We start from the raw sequence: 19,817 nt of genomic DNA, 5'->3' as shown, positions 1-19,817 counted from the left end.
TAGCAGGAGCAACATTAGCCAACAAGTCCGAGGGCCTTCATCCAAGCATGCACCTGACCAAAGGCGTCAGTCTGCCACTGCTCTGGCGTGCGGTCACCGACATGCGGCGTCCCCTCGACAAACTGGCGCACCCAGACCGGCCCGATCATATCCTCCTTCGCGAATTTCTCGGCGATCCCCAGATAGCCTTCGCGAGCGTCCTTAATGTCGAGCAACGGCTGGCACACCTCTGCAAGCGCTTCGGGGCCGCCTTCGTAGTTACGGATGCAATAATAGACGTCATAGGCGTCCTTGCGTTTCTGCCGGCGCAGCAGAGCATGACCCTTCATGGCCAGTAGCGCCGGGATCGACGCCACGGCGATTTGCACGCGATTATGCCCGCCGCCGGGCATGACGCCTTCAATCGCCGTCAATTGAGGAAAGCGCACGGCCAGATCTGCGCCCGAGGCGCGCTGCACCGCGAACTCCGACAGGAGAGGCGGGATGTGCTTCTCGATCTCGACGTCGCGCGGCATCAAGAAGTCGACAATCACCTCGACCGGTGGACCGCCGTCGGCCACCTCGACCATGCGGACAAGTTGGAATTTCCGGTGCGCCTTGCTCTGCTCATAACCGTTGTCCATGAGGGCTTCGACCAATCGGACATACTCGCCGTCTCCAAGTGCTTCTGCGTCCAGCGTAAGGTCGATGTCGATCGTACCGACGTGTTGCATGTCGTCGGCTTCCAGAAGCAGCCACGGCACCGCGCCGCCGACAACGGCGAACTTGCCCTCGAAGCTGCCAAGGATCTGGCCGATCTCCATGAGCGCCGATTTGACTGCGTCGCTGACGCGGTCGGTGTATTCGGCGGCGGATTGTGTATCAGGCGCTACTGCCATTTGAGCAACTTTTCTCGGAGGTGTTCAGCGGCCTCACGCCCCCGGTCATCCAGATGCGAAAGGTCGAGATAGGTCAGGATCGGAGAGGATACGGGAGGCGCGCCGGGAATCTCGACGCGCTCCCTCAGAATGGCCGGATCATCTAGTTCGATCAATTCGATATTAGCGCCGCTCTTAGAAGGCTTTAGTTTCAGCGCCTCGATCAACTCCGGCAAGACCGTCGTGTCCGCATAGAGCGTCGTCATGTTGCCACGCATATAGGGAGCGAGCCACTGTGCTGCGGATAGTCCGCCAAGCATGGCATGCCCTTTTGTATCGGGCCGGCTCAACGCGTCGCGGAGCGATGCCTCCAGTTGGCGTCCATGGAGAGTGCTGTACCAGAACGAGCGCTTGCCACGGACCGGCTCGTAGAAATCACGCCAGGCATCCAGCAAGGCGTCCGGCGCTATCAGGCGAACGCCTTCGTCATCGACCGTTGCCCACTCCCTGTCGAGCAGCGCCGATCGCACATTGCTCGCGTGGCCGAGGCTGACTTCGGATGCTGCGGCGAGATCCGCGACCTTCCAAGCCTGTGTCGGATCGCGCAAGAGCGTGCGTAGAACCCGTCCCGCTTTCGGCGAGAACACGGCACGAAAGTTTCGCGCCGCCGGCTTCGGCTTCTCCGCTGTTTCCCGCTCGATGAAAACGCTGCCGAATGCGATACGGCAATTGCCGGCAAGGTCGAGCCAGCCGATCCCCGCTTCCGCGCAGATATCGCGGGATTCCGGTGAGAGCCACGTGGCCGCGACGAGAGGTACGACGACATCGGCTTTCGCCAGTCTTTCGTACTGCGCGATATAGGCATAAAGCTGGTTGATCGCGCTTCGGACCTGCTTCGGGTATCCCGGCTCCTTCACCTCACAGATCAGCGTGACGGCACGGTCCGCCATTTGGACGCGGGCAAGAATGTCAGCGCGCTGCGCCGGCATATTGGGGCTCATTCGCTGTTGCCAGTCTTGTTCGATGGACTGGATTTTGAGCGACGGAATTCGCTCCAACTGCTGGCGCAATGCGTCAGCGAGCCGGTACTCGATCTCTTTCACTCTTTCATAGGTTTTCATTGTTCAGTGAAATAGGAGACTCTGGTGAAAATTGCAACTTATTTCATTGAATGGGGCAATTTCACCAGCTAGTGAAATCATTGATGCCGCGACTAGCCGTTGCCAAAGCTCGTTGACGAGGGCCGGAGGGCAGCTTTCGCCATTTTGCCCCCCAAGAGCAGCCAGCCCGCAAACCACCCCATCTCCGCCATTCGCGTTTATGGGTTCATGGCCTACTCCGGCAGCCAGAGCTTCGCCTCTTCCGCGCCGCGTTCGATGACCACGTGGGTGTTGGCGAAGACGCGGTAGGCGTGGCTCCATTCGCCGTCCGGCCAGCGCACGCGGATCTGGGCGCGTTCGGAGACGCCGAGGCCGAAATGGGCAAAGCCGAGCTGGCCGGAGGCGTGGCCGCCGCCAATCTGCAGGTCGCGCTCGATGGATTTGGTGCCTGCCCGCACGCTGATCTTGGCGCCGATGGCGTTGCGGTTGGGCTTGCCCGGCTGTTTCAGCTCCACTGCGATCCAGTTGCCGAGCGGGCGCGGGGCTTCGGCTGTGCCTGCGCCCGTGTTGCGGAACAGGCTGACGGGTGCGCTGCGGTTGACCACTATCAGATCCAGCAGGCCGTCCTGATTGAAATCGGCAAGCCCTGCGCCGCGTCCGCGCCGCTCCAGCGCGATGCCGGAAAGGTCACCGGTTTCGGTGAAGCTGCCATCCCACTGGCCCAGCAGGAGGTTGTCCGGGTCAAAGGCGGCAAAATCCGGCATGGCTTCCACATTGCCCTTGGCGATGTAGAGGTCCCACAGGGTGTCGTTGTTCACATCCTGAAATTCCGCGTGCCAGCCGGTGGAGGGGCGCAGGTCCCCGCCCGTATAGGGCCGGTGCGCGGTGACGCCCTTTTCAAAGGCGATGTCCGCATAGACCGGCACCACCTCATCGCCTTCCTTTTCCAGTGTCTGCAGCTTGGTATCGCCCATGCTGGTCAATGCATATTCGGGCTGGCCGTCCACATCCAGATCGATGCTGGCAATGCCCATGCCCCAGATGGTGAGACTGCGCCAGCCATCGGCGCGGCGGTAAAGCCTTGCGGGGCGGCCCGGCGGCACGGCCCAGAGCTGTTCTTCACCGCCCCGGTAGTAATGCCGGTCGTTGGAAATGCGCAGCGAGGCTTCGCCGGAGCGGTTCCAGTCGGTGAACATCATCGACAGGGCGCAGAAGCCCGGTGTCAGCCGTTCGGCCTGCGAATAGTCCGGCCGGTCTGTTGCCTGCGGGCGGTAAAGGAAATTGTCGTGGCAGGTGCCCCAGGGCGAACCGGGCAGGGAGCGGTCCACATAATTGCCGAAGGCGAGCGCCGGATAGGCGTTGCCAGCCTCCCAGACGGCGGAGAAGGAGGTTGTCCACTCGTTGCCGCCCTTGAAGCCGAGAGAGCGGTTGGCCACATCGAACTGGCAATTCCCCTTGCCGCGCAGCAGCAGGTTTTCGCCCTCGCGCAGCACGGCGAGGTCCGGTTCGCCGTCATTGTCGAAATCGAGCGGATAGGCGCCCAGCACCTTGGTCAGGCTGCGCTCATCGACGCCGCTATCGGTGCCTGCAAATTTCAGCGGCCCGCCGGTGGTGCTTTCATTCACGAAAAGCCCGGCCGGGTTCTTGCCGCCGGCGATGAACAGGTCCGGCTTGCGGTCGCCGTTGCAGTCGAGGATGGCCACGCCGCCGCCGACGAAATATTCCCAGGGGCCTTCGTAGCTCTGGCGGATGCCGGCGGCTTCCGCTTCCTCCACGAAATGCGGCACGGGGGCGAGCGAGACCTTGCGCTCCTGCGCCAGCGCAGCCGTGGCGGCAAGCGGCAGCAGGGCGAGGAGAGAGGTGGTAACCGGGCGAACCATGCTCATTTGCCAACCTCCAGGCTGCGCAGGAAGGCAATTACCGCCTGCCGGTCTTCTTCGGAGAGGGCGGCATAGGCCTTCTGCGTCTCCTCCGCCTTGCCGCCATGGGCCATGATCACTTCATGCAGGGTGGTGATGTCGTTGCGGTGGCCATAGGGCGCCGTATTGCCCACGCCCCAGAGTTCGGCGGTGATGAACACGTCCCGCTCGACGAAACGCTGGCCCAGCAGCTCGTTGCCCAGCCGGTTGTTGCGCTGGCCGGAAATCTGGTGGCGCTTGAGGTCGCCATAGAGCGGCACCAGAACGCGGCCCTTGTCATCGCGCGGCAGGGCCTTCACCCATTCGAGCGCGGACAGATCATAGACCAGCGGCGCATCCACGTCCTGCCGCCGCAAGGTGCCAGCCCCTTCCACCGGACCCGGGTCCTCGAAGGCAAGGCTTTCCAGCGGCAGGGACGGGCGGTGGCAGGAGGTGCAGCCGGTTGCCGCAAAGAGGTCTTCGCCCCTCGCGGCGGCGGCCTTCCAGTCTTTGGGGAGATCTTGCTTGCGGCCCGGCGCGGGCAGGGTGGCCTGAAAGGCGACGAGGGCAGAGACATGTTCGGGGCGGATTTCGTCCGTCACGCCGTCCATGTCGAAATCATCCGTGCCGGTCCACATGCTGCCGAAGCGCTCCTGCGCCTGCATGCCGTGATGCACGTTGAGGGCGTTGACCGTGAACTGGCGCAGGGAGGCGAACACGCCCTTCTGGCTGAAGGGGCGCAGCACCAGATCCGGGTCGATGCCGTCGATGGCGGAGACGTCGATCGTGCCATCGGGATGGGCGGTCACCTTGCCGAAGCTGACGCCCTTGGTTTCGAGCTGCGCCGTCACCGGCACCTTGTCCGCCCTTGCCTTGCGCACGGCTTCGGCGCGCTGGGCTTTCAGCTCAGCCGTCATCTCCCGCGCCAGCAGCTCGATCAGGCCGGCGCCCTGCAGGATGTTGGTGCCGCGCTCGTTGGAAAACTGCGGGTCGGAGGTGTCGAAATCGGCGCTCTCGAAGCCTTCGGAGACGAAGACATTGGCGGTGAAATCCCCGGCGCCGCCGATGACTGGCTGGTGATGGCAGCCGGAGCAGGCGGCCGCATCCGGGCCGGGCATGCGGTTGAACATGTTCTCGACTGCGCGCTTGCGCTTCGTCGGCACGATGGCCTGCGTCGCCATGGGCCGTCCGGCGCCTTCCTCCCGGATGAAACGCGCCTCGAACAGGCGGCGTCCTTCTTCGGCGAGAGCTTCCAGCGCGGCCGGATCGCCGGTCTTGCGGGCTTCCTCCAGAGAGGCGCGGATGTCCTCCAGCGGCGGCGTGTGATCAACATTCCGCTCGCTCCAGCTCTGCGCCTGCGCAGATGCCGCAAGGCCGAGCCACAGCGCGCCTGCTCCTGCAAGCGCCGCTGCAAAAGGCGGCCATATGCGGCCTCGTTCCTGTCTCCCCCTCATGCCGTCTCTCCCCCCGGCTGCGGTTCATATGTGCCGCAGCGATCAGATCCCTTTGCTGGCGCCTTGCCGGATGAGGTTCGCTCGGGGGCTTATGCCCTCCGGCTGGCCGGTCAGGTTCTCATCCAGCCGCCGCATGGCCTGCGCGACAAGACCGCGGCGGATGAAGTCCTCGTTCCATTCCACCACGTCGATCACCAGATGCCGCCGCAAGTCCTCCACCAGCACCTCCTCAAGTGCCTGATGCATGCCGGCTTCCATGAATTCGAAGGCCTCGATGCCCGCGCCGGTCAGCACGATGCGCGCCGGCTCGATGATGGCCAGCAGCCGGGCAAGACCAATGCCGAGCGCTTTGCCGGCGCCATTGAAGACGGCGCGCACATGGGGGTCCCCGGCTTTCGCCTTGCCATAGAGATCGTCAAAGGTCTGGCTGTTCACGGGCAGCGAGCGCGGATCCGTGTCATCCGGCAGGCCCAGCACCTGACGCAGCAGGGCGTAGTCTGCAAGGTAGGCTTCAAGGCAGCCGCGCTTGCCGCAGCGGCACAGGGCGCCGCCGGGAATGTGGTTGGCATGGCCGATTTCTGCCGCCGCTCCCGTGGCGCCGACGAAAAGGTGGCCATCGAGAAACAGGCCCATGCCGACGCCGTAGTCCACCATCAGGACGGCAAAGGTGCCGCTGTAGCGCTCAGGCTCCGACCAGTGCAGCGCCTCGGTGATCATGTTGGTGTCGTTGGTCAGGAAGCAGCGTGCCCCCAGCCGGGTGCGGATGGGGTCGACCACGGGGATGTTGCGGCCGCTGAAGGCCGGGCTCCAGACGATCTCGCCCCGCATCCGGTCCACGATACCCTGCGAGGCGACGCCGATTTCCTGCACGGTCGCCGGATTGGCGCCCGACTCCTCAACGAAGCTTGTGATGGTGCTGCACAGAAGATCGGGAAAGCTTTCCGCATCGGCCCGCGTGGTGTCGAAGGGATATTTGCGGCTGAAGATGATCCGGCCGGTAAAATCGGCCAGCGCCAGATCGATCCAGTTGACCGAAATGCGCAGGCTGATGACGCTGGCCGCGGCCCCGTTGAGGGCCAGCATGCTGCGCGGCCGGCCCCGTGACTGGGCAGCACGCGGCTCTTCGGTCTCGATCCCGGCAATCAGGCCTTCATCCAGCATGTCGGAGGTGATGGCGGTGATCGTCGCCGGGCTGAGACGCGTGGCCCGTCCCAGATCGATGCGCGCCATCTGCCCTTCGCGCCGCAGCGTCTGCAGGATGATGCTGCGGTTGCGTTTGCGGATCTGGTCCCTGTTCGCTGTCTGCGTCATGTCCTGACGTAGTTCCCGTGCTGTTTCCGTCCCTGACCTGCCAGTCTTTATGCCGCCAGCATGGTCTTCAGCGTAATGAAACCGTTTCCGGTCTCCAAAAGCATGTTGACAGGCGGCGAGCTTTGGAGCAACTTTTTTTCGGGCGCCGAAAAAAATAAAGGTCCGCCCGCTGAGATGGGGGTTCGACACTCTCAGGATTGAAGGAGGCGGCGCCGGGAGAAGGGTGACGCCTTTCAGGAGGAAACAACGCAATGCGCAAGATTGCCATGATTTTTGCGGGCGCGCTCATGTCTGCGACCGCTCTGACTGCTGCCGCACAGGCGCAGGATGTCGTCGTCGGTGTGAGCTGGTCCAACTTCCAGGAAGAACGCTGGAAGACCGACGAAGGCGCGATCAAGGCCGCTCTGGAAGCTGCCGGTGCCAAGTACATCGCTGCTGATGCCCAGAGCTCTTCTGCCAAGCAGCTGTCCGACATCGAAGCCCTGATCGCACAGGGCGCCACCGCCCTCGTGATTCTCGCACAGGACGCCCAGGCCATCGGCCCGGCCGTGCAGGCCGCTGCCGACGAAGGCATTCCGGTTGTCGCCTATGACCGCCTGATCGAAGATGCCCGCGCTTTCTACCTGACCTTCGACAACGTGGAAGTGGGCCGCATGCAGGCCCGCGAAGTCCTGAAGGCTGCGCCGGAAGGCAACTACGTCATGATCAAGGGCTCCTCCACGGACCCGAACGCCGACTTCCTGCGCGGCGGCCAGCAGGAAGTCCTGCAGGAGGCGATTGACGCAGGCAAGGTCAAGATCGTGGGCGAAGCCTACACCGACGGCTGGCTTCCGGCCAACGCCCAGCGGAACATGGAACAGATCCTGACCGCCAACGACAACAAGGTGGACGCCGTTGTTGCTTCCAACGATGGCACCGCAGGCGGCGCCGTTGCCGCTCTGGCGGCCCAGGGCATGGAAGGCATTCCGGTTTCCGGCCAGGACGGCGACCATGCCGCTCTGAACCGCATCGCCAAGGGCACCCAGACGGTTTCCGTGTGGAAGGACTCGCGCGAACTCGGCAAGACGGCTGCCGAAATCGCCGTGGCTCTCGCCAAGGGCGGTGATCTGGGCAGCGTTGAAGGCGCCGCCCAGTGGACCTCGCCGGCCGGCACCGAGATGACGGCGCGCTTCCTGGCTCCGGTCGCGATCACCAAGGACAACCTCAATGTTGTCGTGGACGCAGGCTGGATCAGCAAGGACGCACTCTGCCAGGGCGTTTCCGGCGGCCCGGCTCCCTGCAACTAAGGCCTGACCGGTCAAGACCTTGCACTGCCCCGGATGGTTCCGGGGCAGTGTTTCCGATGTGAAACCGCAGCGCTTGCTTGACTGACCTTGGGTCACGCGCTCCAATCGGCACATCAGGACCGGCTTTTCAACCAGGAGCACTTCGATGTCGAATGCAGACCTGTCCGGGGCGAGGACTCCGGCGGCCCGCTCGTTTTTATCCGCGCTGCAGCTGGACACGCGCCTGCTGGGCATGATCGGGGCGTTCATCGTCCTCTGTCTCGTGTTCAACGTGATCACGGACGGGCGTTTCCTGACACCGCGCAACATCTTCAACCTGACGATCCAGACCGTCTCGGTCGCCATCATGGCAACGGGCATGGTCTTCGTCATCGTCACCCGCCACATCGATCTGTCCGTCGGTTCGCTCCTGGCGACGGTCGCGGCGGTGATGGCGGTCGTGCAGACGCAGGTTCTGCCCTCAATGCTTGGCCTCGGCCATCCGTCCATCTGGATCCTTGCCATTCTCGCCGGTCTGGTGGCCGGTGTCGCGATCGGCGCGGCGCAGGGCTGGATGATCGGCTATCTCGGCATTCCCGCCTTCATCGTCACGCTTGGCGGTTTGCTGGTCTGGCGCAACGTGGCCTGGTTCATCACCGACGGCAAGACGATCGGCCCCCTCGACCAGACCTTCCTGCTGCTCGGCGGCACGGGCGGCTCGCTTGGCGAAACCTGGTCCTGGGTCTTCGGGCTCGTCTGCGTTGCAGCTTCCATGGCCCTGTTGTTCTCGGCCCGCAAGCGCCGCGCCTCGCATGGCTTTTCCGTGAAGCCTGCCTGGGCCGAAGCCGTGATTGCAGCGGTGATCTGCGGTGCCATCCTCGGTTTCGTCGCCGTGCTCAATGCCTATGACATGCCGGTGCAGCGCGTGCAGCGCCTGTTTGCGGATCGCGGCGAGACCATGCCGGAAGGCTTCCGCATGGGCTACGGCATTCCGATCTCGGTGCTGGTGCTGATCGTCGTGGCTGTGGCCATGACTGTTGTCGCCCGCCGCACCCGCCTTGGCCGCTACATCTTCGCAACCGGCGGCAACCCGGATGCGGCCGAACTGTCGGGCATCAACACCCGCCTGCTGACGGTCAAGATCTTCGCGCTGATGGGCGGTCTTTGCGCCATCTCCGGCGCGGTGGCAGCAGCCCGTCTCGGCTTCTCCACCAACGACATCGGCACGCTGGACGAACTGCGCGTCATCGCGGCGGCCGTCATCGGCGGCACGGCGCTCTCCGGTGGTGTCGGCACCATCTACGGAGCGATCCTGGGTGCGCTGATCATGCAGTCGCTGCAATCCGGCATGGCCATGGTGGGTGTGGATGCACCGCTCCAGAACATCGTCGTCGGCATCGTGCTGGTCTTTGCAGTCTACGTCGACATCATCTACCGCAAGCGCACGGGGGATTGATCCATGGCGCCTCTGGTCGAAATGAAAGACATCTGCATCTCGTTCGGCGGGGTGCGTGCGGTGGATCATGTGTCCATCGACCTCTTCCCCGGTGAAGTGGTGGGCCTGCTGGGCCACAATGGCGCGGGCAAGTCGACGCTGATCAAGATCCTGTCCGGCGCCTACCGCCAGGACAGCGGCGAGATCCTGATCGATGGCCAGCACGCCACGATCCACAGCCCGCGTGATGCGCGCAAGTACAACATCGAGACGATCTACCAGACGCTGGCGCTGGCCGATAACCTCGATGCCGCTTCCAATCTGTTCCTCGGCCGCGAGCTGGTGACGCCATTCGGCTTCGTCGATGATGACGGGATGGAAGCCGAGACGCGCAAGATCATGGGACGGCTCAACCCGAACTTCAAGAAGTTCAAGGCTCCGGTGAAGGCCCTCTCGGGCGGTCAGCGCCAGTCGGTCGCCATTGCCCGCGCGGTCTATTTCAACGCCCGCATCCTGATCATGGACGAGCCGACGGCTGCCCTTGGCGTGCATGAGACGCAAATGGTGGCGGAACTGATCGAGGAGCTGAAGCGTCAGGGCCTCGGCATCTTCCTCATCAGCCACGACATCCACGATGTGTTCAAGCTGTGCGATCGCATTGCCGTGATGAAGAACGGCCAGCTGGTCGGCACTGCCAAGACGACGGATGTGACCGATGATGACGTGCTGGGCATGATCATTCTCGGCAAGTGCCCTCCCGGCGCAACGCCGGGACCGGGCGCGCTCAACGATGTAGCCGCGGCCTGAACGCCTGACCACCTGACCATGCGGGAGCCTGCGGCATCGCAGGCTCTGGCAGAAACCGCCGTCATCGGCTAGAAGAAGCAGTCCCCGGACGGGCGCGCACAGAAGCGCCGCCTGCTCCGGGGTTCTTTCGGATCAATTTTGAGGGGCGTACCTCATGCATATCGGCCTTGATATCGGCACCAGTTCGGTGAAGGCGATCCTGATGGATGACAGCCAGGCGGTGATCGCCTCGGCCAGTGCCCATCTGACGGTCGAGCGCCCGCATCCCGGCTGGTCGGAGCAGGACCCGGACAGCTGGTGGGCAGCGCTGGAACAGGCGATGGACGAGCTTGCCGCCTCCCACCCCAAGGAGATGGCAGCGGTGCGCGGCATTGGCCTGTCCGGCCACATGCACGGGGCCACCTTGCTGGATGCGGCAGACAAGCCGCTGCGCCCCTGCATCCTGTGGAATGATGGCCGCTCCGCCGCGCAATGCGCGGATCTGGAAGCGCGCGAGCTCCGTTTCCTCAGCCTTGGCGGCAACCGGGTGATGCCGGGCTTCACCGCGCCGAAGCTGCAATGGGTGCGTGAGAACGAGCCGGAGATCTTTGCCCGCACGGCCAAGGTGCTGCTGCCGAAGGATTACGTCCGCCTGCGCCTGACCGGCGAGCATGTGGGCGACATGTCCGACAGTGCCGGCACGCTGTGGATGGATGTGGCCGCCCGCGACTGGTCCGATGCGCTGCTTGAAGCGACCGGTCTCAACCGCAGCCACATGCCGCGCCTTGTCGAGGGCTCGGATGCCAGCGGCCGCCTGCGGCCGGAACTGGCACAGCGCTGGGGCATGGCCTCTGCGCCGGTGGTGGCCGGTGGCGGCGGCGACAATGCGGCTTCGGCCTGCGGCACGGGTGCGGTGAAGCCGGGCTCGGCCTTCGTCTCGCTCGGCACCTCGGGCGTGCTGTTCGTCACCAATGACCGGTTCTCGCCGAATGTGGGCAGTGCCGTGCATGCCTTCTGCCATGCGGTGCCGGACACATGGCACCAGATGGGCGTGATCCTGTCGGCAACCGACAGCCTCAATTGGCTGTCCAAGGTGCTGCGCCGCCCGGCGCAGGAGCTGACGGGGCTCGTCACGGAGTTGAAGCGGCCTTCGGATGTGATGTTCATGCCGTATCTGGGCGGTGAGCGCACGCCGCATAATGACGTGGCGATCCGGGGCGGTTTCTTCGGCATTTCGCATGACACGGATGAGGCGGAGCTGACCCATGCGGTGCTGGATAGCGTCGCCTTCGCCCTGATGGACTGCCTTGCGGCGCTGACCTCTGCCGGAACGAAGGTGGAGCGTGTCACCGCCGTGGGCGGCGGTTCGCGCTCGCGCGTCTGGCTGGAGATCATCGCCACCGTTCTGGGCGTTACCGTCGATCTGCCGCAGGATGGCGACTTCGGCGCCGCGCTGGGCGCTGCCCGCCTCGGTCAGGCGGCGGCGGATGGTTATTCCGAAACGCTCTTCAGCGCCCCGCCGATGGCCGCTGCCATCGACCCCAACCCCGCTCTTCGTTCCGCCTATGGCGAGGCCTATGCCCGCTGGCGCAAACTCTATCCCGCAGTGAAGGAGATCTGACGTGGCTACTGGTTTTTTTGACGGCCTGGAGCCGGTCCGCTTTGTTGGCCCGGATGCCAGGGACCCCTATGGCTACCGCTTTTACGACAAGGACCGGGTGGTCCTCGGCAAGCGCATGGAAGACCATCTGCGTCTTGCCATCTGCTACTGGCATTCGTTCTGCTGGCCGGGCGGTGATCCGTTCGGCGGTGACACCTTCCAGCGCAAGTGGATGGCCGCAGGCGATCCGATGGAACAGGCCCGTCTGAAGGCCGACGTTGCCTTCGAGATGTTCCAGCTGCTGGACATGCCCTTCTTCACCTTCCACGATCGCGACATCGCGCCGGAAGGGGCGACGCTGGCCGAGAGCAACGCCAATGTGAACGCCATCGCCGACATCTTTGAAAAGAAGATGGCCGAGACGGGTGTCAAGCTGCTGTGGGGCACGGCGAACCTGTTCTCCAACCGCCGCTTCATGAGCGGTGCCGCCACCAACCCGGATCCGGAAATCTTCGCCTATTCGGCAGCGCAGGTGAAGAACGCCATGGACGTGACCAAGCGTCTGGGCGGTGCAAACTACGTGCTGTGGGGCGGCCGCGAGGGCTATGAAACCCTGCTCAACACCGACCTGAAGCGCGAACTGGACCAGCTCGGCCGCTTCCTGTCCATGGTGGTCGAGTACAAGCACAAGACCGGCTTCAAGGGCACGATCCTGATCGAGCCGAAGCCGCAGGAGCCGACCAAGCACCAGTATGACTATGATGTCGCCACCGTCTTCGGCTTCCTCAAGGCCTATGGTCTGGAGAACGAAGTGAAGGTGAACATCGAGCAGGGCCATGCGATCCTTGCCGGTCACTCCTTCGAGCACGAGTTGGCGCTGGCCAATGCACTGGGCATCTTCGGCTCGGTGGACATGAACCGCAACGACTACCAGTCGGGCTGGGATACGGATCAGTTCGCCATGAACGTTCCGGAACTGGCGCTCGCCTACTACGAGATCCTGAAAGGCGGCGGCTTCACCACCGGCGGCACCAACTTCGACAGCAAGATCCGCCGCCAGTCGATCGATGCTGCGGATCTGATCCAGGGCCACATCGGTTCGGCTGACGCCATTGCGCGCGGGCTGCTGGCTGCGGCCGCCATGATCGAAGATGGCCGTCTCGGCGGCTTCGTCGAAGACCGTTACGCCGGCTGGTCCAAGCCGGAAAACGCTGCAATCCTCAAGGGTGACGTGTCGCTGGAAGCTCTGGCTGACCGCGTTCATGCCACGGATCTTGAGCCGCAGCCGAAGTCCGGCCGTCAGGAATATCTGGAAAGTCTCGTCAACCTCTTCGTTTGACGTCTTGCAATCATCCGTCCCTGCTCTGGAGAAAATCCGGGGCAGGGGTGGACTTTTCCCGCGTGTGTCTTAAACTGAGCACATGCAACATTCTGTCCGTCTGCAGCCCGATAGTGCTCTTTTTCTCGATTTTGATGGCACGCTGGCAGCTCTTGCGCTCCGGCCGGAGCTTGTAGACGTTGATGAACAAGTGATCAGCTTTCTGAGCCGGATCAATGATTGTCTGGGCGGTGCCGTGGCCATTCTCACCGGCCGGCCCATTTCCCAGATCGACGGATTTCTCCACCCCCTCGCACTGCCCGCCGCAGGCCTCCATGGGCTTGAATGGCGCAGCACCGCTGCTGCTGATCCCGTGCGTGCCAAAGCCTCGCCGGACCTGCAGTATCTGCGGAGGTCGGTCGAAGCCAGTGGCCTGCTGGCCGACGGCATCATGCTGGAAGACAAGGGGGCGGCCATCGCGCTGCATTACAGGTCCGTTCCCCATCTGGAAGGCGCGCTGGAGGCTTATCTTGCGCGTGTTCTGACCGGGCTGCCGGATCTGCATGTCCTGCGCGGCAAGATGGTGATGGAAGTCAAACCCGCGACTCATGACAAGGGGCTGGCGCTGCGCCAGTTCATGGAGCAGCCGCCCTTCCGCGGGCGGGTGCCGGTCTTTGCAGGCGATGATGTGACGGATGAGGATGCCATGGCGGCCGCGCTCGCCCTTGGCGGCAGCGCGCTCAAGGTGGGCGAGGGGCCAACCTGTGCTCCGGCACGCTTGCCGGATGTGGCTGCGGTGACGGACTGGCTGGCGCAGCAGGTGCGCCATCTCACGGCTTAACTCCGGTAAACGGCGGTTTCAGGGTGTCTGGAACAGCCATTGCGGGAACTCTTTGCTGCCTTGACTGTTCAGTCAATGGCGTTGTGCGCTGCATAAGTAAGGTCAAGGCGTGATGCGTCAGCATCCCGGAACCTTGGTTTCACTGTGTCTTGAGAGGGCATTTCATCTGCTGCCTGCCTGCTGTCAGGCTTCCGGCACATCAATCAGAGCAAAGGAGGCGAAGGCCATGGGACGGCTTGTTGTGGTATCAAATCGGGTGGGCCCGATGAAGGACACAGGCAAGGCTGGAGGGCTCGCCGTGGCTCTGGTCGATGCGCTCACGAGTTCCGGCGGACTGTGGTTCGGCTGGAGCGGCAAGATCTCCGAGGAAGGCACCTTCGGCCCCTTTCAGCAGCAGAAGACAAAGTCGGTCCAGCTGGTGCAGATCGACATGAACCAGGCCGACCATGACAGTTTCTACGCCGGCTATGCAAACCGGACGCTCTGGCCGGTGCTGCATTACCGGCTTGATCTGGCTGTCTTCGACCGGGCCTTTGAAAATGGCTACCGGCATGTGAACGAGCGCTTTGCCTCCCGGCTGCATCCGCTGCTGCAACAGGATGATTTCGTCTGGGTGCATGACTATCACTTCATGCCGCTGGCCGCGACGCTGCGCCAGATGGAGGTGAAGGTTCCCATCGGCTTCTTCCTGCACATCCCGTTCCCGGCGCCGGAGGTTCTGGCGGCGCTGCCCAATGCGGGCGCGCTCATCCGCACCATGCTGGCCTATGACGTGATCGGCTTCCAGACCTCACGCGATGCCGCCAACTTCCGCCGCTTCGTGGTGGATGAGCTGGGGGGCACCAAGGGTGCGGGCGGAGTGGTGAAACTGCAGGACCGGCAGGTGCTGGTGAAGGCCTATCCCATCGGCATCGACGCGGAGGCCTTCGCTCAGTTCCCCGCGACGCCGGATGCGCAGCGGAACTCCGCCCGCCTTGCCAAGCAGCTGGCCGGGCGGCGCCAGATCGTCGGCGTGGACAGGATCGATTACACCAAGGGCCTGCCGGAGCGCTTCCGTGCCTTTGCCCGGCTGCTGGAGGATTATCCGGAAAATCAGGGGCAGGTGTCGCTGATGCAGGTGGCGCCGCCGTCCCGGGCGGAACTCGATGCCTATATCGATATTCGGCGGGAGCTGGAGGGGCTGACCGGCCATGTCAACAGCCGCTTCTCGCAGCTGGACTGGACGCCGATCCGCTTTCTGGCGCGGGCCTTTCCGCGCCGGGTGCTGGCGGGGCTCTACCGGTCGAGCCATGTCGGGCTGGTCACGCCGCTGCGCGACGGCATGAACCTTGTGGCCAAGGAATATGTGGCGGCGCAGGCGCCGGAGGATCCGGGGGTGCTGGTGCTGTCCCGCTTTGCCGGTGCGGCAGAAGGCATGCCGGAGGCGATCAGCGTCAATCCCTATTCGGATGAGGACGTGGCGCGCGGGCTGCAGCGGGCTCTGACCATGCCGCTGGACGAGCGCCGCGCCCGCTGGCAGCCGATGTTTGACCGGCTGTGCCGCGACGACGCGAAGACCTGGTCTTCTTCCTTTGTCGCAGATCTTATGGCGTCCCGGCGGGAGGTTGGGGCCTCGTTGACGGCGGCCTGATGCCAAGGCGGGTGCCGCCGCCACATCCCTCGTTAAGTTGCGCTGGCCCCGCCACCTTCCGGCAGCGGGGCGCTTGGGCTCAAGTTACTCCGCAGCATCCACCTTGATGACGCCGCGGCGGATCTGGTCTTCCTCGATGGATTCAAACAGGGCGCGGAAGTTGCCCTCGCCGAAGCCTTCATCGCCCTTGCGCTGGATGAATTCGAAGAAGATCGGCCCGATGACGGTCTTGGAGAAGATCTGCAAGAGGATCTTCGTCATGCCGCCGTTCACAACGCCTTCGCCGTCGATCAGGATGCCGTGCTTCTTCATCCGTTCCAGCGGCTCGTCATGGCCGTTCACGCGGGCCTTGGACATCTCGTAATAGGTGTCGGGCGGGGCGGGCATGAACTTCAGGCCGTTGTCCGCCAGAAGGTCGGTGGCGCTGTAGATGTCATCCGTGCCCACCGCGATGTGCTGGATGCCTTCGCCCTTGTACTTGCGCAGATATTCCTCGATCTGGCTGGTGTCGTCCTTGGACTCGTTCAGCGGAATGCGGATCTTGCCGCAGGGCGAGGTGATGGCGCGGCTGACAAGACCGGTGATGCGCCCGTCGATGTCGAAATAGTGGATCTGCCGGAAGCCGAAGAGGTTGCGGTAGAAGTCCCACCACTTGTCCATGTTGCCCCGGTAGACGTTATGGGTCAGGTGGTCGAGGTAATAGAAGCCGACGCCTTGCGGCTTCGGATCCACCGGCCCCAGCCACTCGAACTCCGCTGAATAAGCCGAGCCCTTGGCGCCATACTGATCGATGAAATAGAGCAGCGAGCCGCCGATGCCGATGATGGCCGGCACGTCCAGCGTCTTGCCGTCCCCTTCATAGGGCGTTGCGCCCATCTTCACGGCATGGTCAAACGCCTTTTGTGCATCCACCACGCGCCAGGCCATGGCCGGTGCGCAGGGGCCGTGGGCCTCGACAAAGCGCATGCCGTAGGAACCGGGCTCGGCATTGAGGATGTAGTTCACGTCGCCCTGACGGTAGACGGTGATGTTTTTGGTCCTGTGCTTTGCCACGGGGCTGTAGCCCATGCGGCGGAACAGGGCATCCAGCTTCTCGGGCTCCGGATGGGCAAATTCCACGAACTCGAAGCCGTCGGTGCCTGCCGGGTTGTCAGCCGTGATGGTGGCGGGCGGTGCGTCGTGCGGGAAAGGTCCCATGCTGTCCTCCTCTTGATGGTGAGACAAGCTTGCGCTCTGGCGCGCGCAATGTGTGTGCAAAGGACGTAAAATCCCGTAAGATGATGCAAGTTTTATGCGCTCTTTCCCTATTGGATGCATCATCATGCAGGTTGACAGCTTTGATCTGCGGCTTCTGTCCGCGCTTCAGGAAAATGCCGCTCTCACCAACCAGCAGCTCGGGGAGCGGATCGGGCTCTCTGCCAGCCAGATTTCCCGCCGCCGGCAGGCGCTGGAAGCAGAGGGCATCATCCGCCGCTACCGGGCAGATCTGGCGACCGAACGGCTGGGCTTTTCGGTGACGGCTTTTGTCGGCGTCACTCTTGGTGCCCACAGCCGGGAGAATGCCCGCCGCTTCCGCGCCATGGTGCAGGCCATGCCCGAGGTGCAGGAGGCGCATACGCTGACGGGCGACGTGGATTACATGCTGAAGATCGTGGTGCCGGACCTGAAGGCGCTGAGCCGGGTGATCAATGACGACCTGCTGCCGCATGAGGCCGTGCAGAACGTGCGCTCGTCCATCGCCATGGACACGCTGAAAGATGACAATCTGCTGCCTCTGGACAGTGTTCCCGCCGGGCGCTGACTTGCGGCTTGGCAGGCCAGCCACCATCTCAGGCTGACGCAAGGTTTGCCAAGGAGCTTCCAGAGATGTTCGATGCGAAATCCCTTCTCGATCAGGTGATGGGTGCGGCTTCCCGCTCCGGTCTTGCACAAGGCGGCAAGACGGGCGGTTCCGGTGACCTGATGTCCCGCGGCAAGGATTTCCTGTCGTCGAACGCTGGCGGTCTGGCTGCTGGCGGGCTCGCCGGGCTGCTGCTGGGCAGCAAGTCTGCACGCAAGATCGGCGGCAAGGCGGTCACCTATGGCGGCCTCGCGCTGGTCGCAGGCCTCGCCTACAAGGCCTACCGCGATTATCAGACCGGCCAGCAGAACGGCGGCCAGTCCCCCGGCCCGCAGCAGCGCGCCCCGCTGGAACTGGAAGCCCCGCGCGGCACGGCCTTTGACCCGGAGCGCGCGCCCGGCGGCAGCCAGATCGTGGCCCGGACCCTGCTCAGCGCCATGATCGCCGCTGCCAAGGCAGACGGCCATATCGACGCGGAAGAACAGCGCCGCATCTTCGGCAAGATGGATGAGGCCGGGCTTGATTCCGAATCCAAGGCCTTCCTGATGGACGAGCTGCGCGCGCCGCTCGATCTCGACAAGATCGTCAGGAGCGCCACGTCACCGGAAACCGCCGCCGAAATCTACGCCGCCTCGCGGCTTGCCATTGATCCCGATCACGCGGCGGAAAAAGCCTATCTCCAGATGCTCGCTGCCCGGCTGAACCTCGATCCGGCGCTGGTGGACGAGATCGAGATGGCCGTGCGAGAACAGGAAATGGCGTAATCTCATGCCCGCCCTTTGAGGGTCTTGACCGGACCGCGCCTGCGTGTCTCCTCTTGTTCAAAAGAACACGGGTGGAAACATGCAGGATCTGGGCGAGTGGGACTATGTGATCGTCGGCGCAGGCTCGGCGGGTTGCGTTCTGGCGAACCGGCTGTCGCAGGATCCGGACATCCGGGTGCTGCTGCTGGAAGCGGGCGGGCGTGACAGCTATCACTGGATCCATATCCCCGTCGGCTATCTCTATTGCATGGGCAATCCGCGCACGGACTGGTGCTTCCGCACGGCGGCAGAGCCAGGGCTGAACGGGCGTGCGCTCAACTATCCGCGCGGCAAGGTGCTGGGCGGCTGCTCGTCGATCAACGGCATGATCTACATGCGTGGTCAGGCCCGTGATTATGACGGCTGGCGCCAGCTTGGCCTCACCGGCTGGGGCTGGGAGGATGTGCTGCCGCATTTCCGTGCCTGCGAGGACCACTACCAGTGGAACGATGACCTGCACGGGCAGGGCGGCGGGCTCAGGGTGGAGCAGCAGCGCCTGTCCTGGGACGTGCTGGACAGTTTCCGGGAGGCCTGTGCCGAAACGGGCATTCCCAAGGTGGATGACTTCAACCGGGGCGACAATTTCGGCTCGTCCTATTTTCAGGTGAACCAGAAGCACGGCATCCGCTGGAACACGGCCAAGGGCTTCCTGCGCCCAGCGCTGAAGCGGCCCAATCTGCGCGTGGTGACGCAGGCGGAGGTCACCAGCGTTCTTCTGGATGGCCGCCGTGCCTCCGGCGTTGCGCTGACGGTGAAGGGGGTGCCTGCCACGGCACGGGCACGCGGCGAGGTGATCCTTGCTGCCGGGGCCGTGAAGTCGCCGCATATTCTGGAGCTGTCGGGCATCGGCAATCCGGATGTGCTGGATCGCATCGGCGTCACGGTCCGTCATAGTTTGCCGGAGGTGGGCGAGAACCTTCAGGATCATCTGCAGCTGCGCACCATCTTCAAGGTGCATGGGGCAAAGACGCTGAACCAGATGGCGGGCAATCTCTTCGGCAAGGCGCGTATCGCGTTGGAATATGCGCTGAACCGCTCCGGCCCCATGTCCATGGCGCCCAGCCAGCTGGGCGTCTTTGCCAAGTCTGATCCCTCCTTCGAGACGGCCAACATCGAATATCACGTGCAGCCGCTGTCGCTCGACAAGTTCGGCGAGCCGCTGCATCCCTTCCCGGCGATCACCGCCAGTGTCTGCAATCTGCGGCCCGAGAGCCGGGGCCATGTGCATGCGCTGACGGGCCATGCCAAGGACCAGCCGGAGATCCGCCCCAATTATCTCTCCGCTGCGGCTGACCGGCAGGTGGCGGCGGACAGCATCCGCCTGACCCGGCGGATCATGGAAGCCCCGGCCATGGCCCGCTACCGGCCGGAGGAATATCTGCCCGGCCCCTCGCTGCAGAGCGATGAGGAACTGGCGCGGGCAGCGGGCGATATCGGCACCACCATCTTCCATCCCACCAGCACCTGCCGCATGGGTGCGGATGGGGGCAGCGTCGTGGATGGGCGGCTGCGGGTGCGGGGCATCGAGGGCCTGCGTGTCGTGGACGCTTCCGTCATGCCGCTGATCACCTCCGGCAACACCAACGCCCCCACGGTGATGATCGCGGACAAGGGCGCGGCGATGATCCGGGAGGACCGGCGTCAGGGCGCAGCGGTGGCCGCGGCCTGATCTGCATCCG

16 protein-coding genes are annotated in these 19,817 nt (G+C 64.0%); 10 read left to right on the top strand and 6 right to left on the bottom strand.

Annotated elements, in window-relative coordinates; genetic code table 11:
- Positions 1 to 14: 14 nt before the first annotated feature.
- From AC0CMF_RS19195 to AC0CMF_RS19175, 5 genes are all read right to left on the bottom strand, one after another.
- Positions 15 to 878, bottom strand: a complete 864-nt coding sequence (locus AC0CMF_RS19195) for a nucleotidyl transferase AbiEii/AbiGii toxin family protein (protein ID WP_094463591.1) — start codon at positions 876 to 878, stop codon at positions 15 to 17.
- Entirely contained in the window at positions 869 to 1,978 is a 1,110-nt protein-coding gene (locus AC0CMF_RS19190; protein WP_094463590.1) for a type IV toxin-antitoxin system AbiEi family antitoxin, read from the bottom strand. The genes AC0CMF_RS19195 and AC0CMF_RS19190 overlap by 10 nt, the downstream gene beginning before the upstream one ends.
- Before the next feature lie 212 nt (positions 1,979 to 2,190).
- Positions 2,191 to 3,843: a CRTAC1 family protein gene (locus AC0CMF_RS19185; protein WP_374629539.1), complete on the bottom strand. Its 1,653-nt coding sequence runs from the start codon at positions 3,841 to 3,843 to the stop codon at positions 2,191 to 2,193.
- Positions 3,840 to 5,309: a di-heme oxidoredictase family protein gene (locus tag AC0CMF_RS19180; protein ID WP_374629538.1), complete on the bottom strand. Its 1,470-nt coding sequence runs from the start codon at positions 5,307 to 5,309 to the stop codon at positions 3,840 to 3,842. Before AC0CMF_RS19180 ends, AC0CMF_RS19185 begins: the two co-directional genes overlap by 4 nt.
- Positions 5,310 to 5,351: 42 nt before the next feature.
- Positions 5,352 to 6,620 carry an ROK family transcriptional regulator gene (locus AC0CMF_RS19175; protein ID WP_094463587.1) on the bottom strand — a complete coding sequence of 423 codons (1,269 nt, stop codon included), beginning with the start codon at positions 6,618 to 6,620 and terminating at the stop codon, positions 5,352 to 5,354.
- Positions 6,621 to 6,871: 251 nt separating this feature from the next.
- Here AC0CMF_RS19175 and xylF point away from each other — a divergent pair, with 251 nt between their 5' ends.
- From xylF to AC0CMF_RS19140, 7 genes are all read left to right on the top strand, one after another.
- Complete coding sequence (gene xylF / locus AC0CMF_RS19170; RefSeq protein WP_374629537.1) at positions 6,872 to 7,906, top strand: D-xylose ABC transporter substrate-binding protein; 1,035 nt, start codon at positions 6,872 to 6,874, stop codon at positions 7,904 to 7,906.
- A 145-nt stretch (positions 7,907 to 8,051) separates the two neighbouring features.
- Entirely contained in the window at positions 8,052 to 9,341 is a 1,290-nt protein-coding gene (locus tag AC0CMF_RS19165) for a sugar ABC transporter permease (RefSeq protein ID WP_050472348.1), read from the top strand.
- Positions 9,342 to 9,344: 3 nt separating this feature from the next.
- On the top strand, positions 9,345 to 10,127 hold the full coding sequence (locus AC0CMF_RS19160; RefSeq protein ID WP_186391704.1) for an ATP-binding cassette domain-containing protein: 783 nt from the start codon (positions 9,345 to 9,347) through the stop codon (positions 10,125 to 10,127).
- A gap of 154 nt (positions 10,128 to 10,281) precedes the next feature.
- Positions 10,282 to 11,727 (top strand): xylulokinase, encoded by a 1,446-nt coding sequence (xylB, locus tag AC0CMF_RS19155; protein WP_374629536.1) that lies wholly within the window; start codon positions 10,282 to 10,284, stop codon positions 11,725 to 11,727.
- 1 nt (position 11,728) lies between these two features.
- On the top strand, positions 11,729 to 13,045 hold the full coding sequence (gene xylA / locus AC0CMF_RS19150) for a xylose isomerase (protein WP_374629535.1): 1,317 nt from the start codon (positions 11,729 to 11,731) through the stop codon (positions 13,043 to 13,045).
- A gap of 82 nt (positions 13,046 to 13,127) precedes the next feature.
- Positions 13,128 to 13,865 (top strand): trehalose-phosphatase, encoded by a 738-nt coding sequence (otsB, locus tag AC0CMF_RS19145; protein ID WP_123195202.1) that lies wholly within the window; start codon positions 13,128 to 13,130, stop codon positions 13,863 to 13,865.
- 226 nt (positions 13,866 to 14,091) lie between these two features.
- Positions 14,092 to 15,495, top strand: a complete 1,404-nt coding sequence (locus AC0CMF_RS19140) for an alpha,alpha-trehalose-phosphate synthase (UDP-forming) (protein ID WP_374629534.1) — start codon at positions 14,092 to 14,094, stop codon at positions 15,493 to 15,495.
- 84 nt (positions 15,496 to 15,579) lie between these two features.
- Here the strand turns inward: AC0CMF_RS19140 and hppD are convergent, their stop codons facing one another.
- A complete protein-coding gene (hppD, locus tag AC0CMF_RS19135) occupies positions 15,580 to 16,692 on the bottom strand; it encodes a 4-hydroxyphenylpyruvate dioxygenase (RefSeq protein WP_374629533.1) in 1,113 nt (370 codons plus the stop codon).
- Between the two features lie 124 nt (positions 16,693 to 16,816).
- Between hppD and AC0CMF_RS19130 the strand changes: the two genes are divergently transcribed.
- From AC0CMF_RS19130 to AC0CMF_RS19120, 3 genes are all read left to right on the top strand, one after another.
- Positions 16,817 to 17,296: an Lrp/AsnC family transcriptional regulator gene (locus tag AC0CMF_RS19130; protein WP_174235483.1), complete on the top strand. Its 480-nt coding sequence runs from the start codon at positions 16,817 to 16,819 to the stop codon at positions 17,294 to 17,296.
- Between the two features lie 65 nt (positions 17,297 to 17,361).
- Positions 17,362 to 18,099 carry a tellurite resistance TerB family protein gene (locus AC0CMF_RS19125; protein ID WP_374629532.1) on the top strand — a complete coding sequence of 246 codons (738 nt, stop codon included), beginning with the start codon at positions 17,362 to 17,364 and terminating at the stop codon, positions 18,097 to 18,099.
- A gap of 79 nt (positions 18,100 to 18,178) precedes the next feature.
- Positions 18,179 to 19,807 carry a GMC family oxidoreductase gene (locus AC0CMF_RS19120; RefSeq protein WP_374629531.1) on the top strand — a complete coding sequence of 543 codons (1,629 nt, stop codon included), beginning with the start codon at positions 18,179 to 18,181 and terminating at the stop codon, positions 19,805 to 19,807.
- The last annotated feature ends 10 nt before the right edge of the window (positions 19,808 to 19,817 follow it).

It is taken from the genome of Pannonibacter sp. CBAS1226 (assembly GCF_055685825.1).
Note: the sequence above shows the minus strand (reverse complement) of the source record. Positions and strands in the feature narration are given on the sequence as shown.

What these genes read in the sequence shown, in the direction of transcription:
- AC0CMF_RS19185 (WP_374629539.1), bottom strand. Translation starts at nt 3,843, where the DNA reads ATGAGCATGGTTCGCCCGGTTACCACCTCTCTCCTCGCCCTGCTGCCG.
- AC0CMF_RS19130 (WP_174235483.1), top strand. Translation starts at nt 16,817, where the DNA reads ATGCAGGTTGACAGCTTTGATCTGCGGCTTCTGTCCGCGCTTCAGGAA.
- AC0CMF_RS19120 (WP_374629531.1), top strand. Translation starts at nt 18,179, where the DNA reads ATGCAGGATCTGGGCGAGTGGGACTATGTGATCGTCGGCGCAGGCTCG.
- AC0CMF_RS19180 (WP_374629538.1), bottom strand. Translation starts at nt 5,309, where the DNA reads ATGAGGGGGAGACAGGAACGAGGCCGCATATGGCCGCCTTTTGCAGCG.
- AC0CMF_RS19195 (WP_094463591.1), bottom strand. Translation starts at nt 878, where the DNA reads ATGGCAGTAGCGCCTGATACACAATCCGCCGCCGAATACACCGACCGC.
- AC0CMF_RS19165 (WP_050472348.1), top strand. Translation starts at nt 8,052, where the DNA reads ATGTCGAATGCAGACCTGTCCGGGGCGAGGACTCCGGCGGCCCGCTCG.
- AC0CMF_RS19160 (WP_186391704.1), top strand. Translation starts at nt 9,345, where the DNA reads ATGGCGCCTCTGGTCGAAATGAAAGACATCTGCATCTCGTTCGGCGGG.
- otsB (WP_123195202.1), top strand. Translation starts at nt 13,128, where the DNA reads ATGCAACATTCTGTCCGTCTGCAGCCCGATAGTGCTCTTTTTCTCGAT.
- AC0CMF_RS19190 (WP_094463590.1), bottom strand. Translation starts at nt 1,978, where the DNA reads ATGAAAACCTATGAAAGAGTGAAAGAGATCGAGTACCGGCTCGCTGAC.
- AC0CMF_RS19140 (WP_374629534.1), top strand. Translation starts at nt 14,092, where the DNA reads ATGGGACGGCTTGTTGTGGTATCAAATCGGGTGGGCCCGATGAAGGAC.
- hppD (WP_374629533.1), bottom strand. Translation starts at nt 16,692, where the DNA reads ATGGGACCTTTCCCGCACGACGCACCGCCCGCCACCATCACGGCTGAC.
- AC0CMF_RS19125 (WP_374629532.1), top strand. Translation starts at nt 17,362, where the DNA reads ATGTTCGATGCGAAATCCCTTCTCGATCAGGTGATGGGTGCGGCTTCC.
- xylF (WP_374629537.1), top strand. Translation starts at nt 6,872, where the DNA reads ATGCGCAAGATTGCCATGATTTTTGCGGGCGCGCTCATGTCTGCGACC.
- xylB (WP_374629536.1), top strand. Translation starts at nt 10,282, where the DNA reads ATGCATATCGGCCTTGATATCGGCACCAGTTCGGTGAAGGCGATCCTG.
- AC0CMF_RS19175 (WP_094463587.1), bottom strand. Translation starts at nt 6,620, where the DNA reads ATGACGCAGACAGCGAACAGGGACCAGATCCGCAAACGCAACCGCAGC.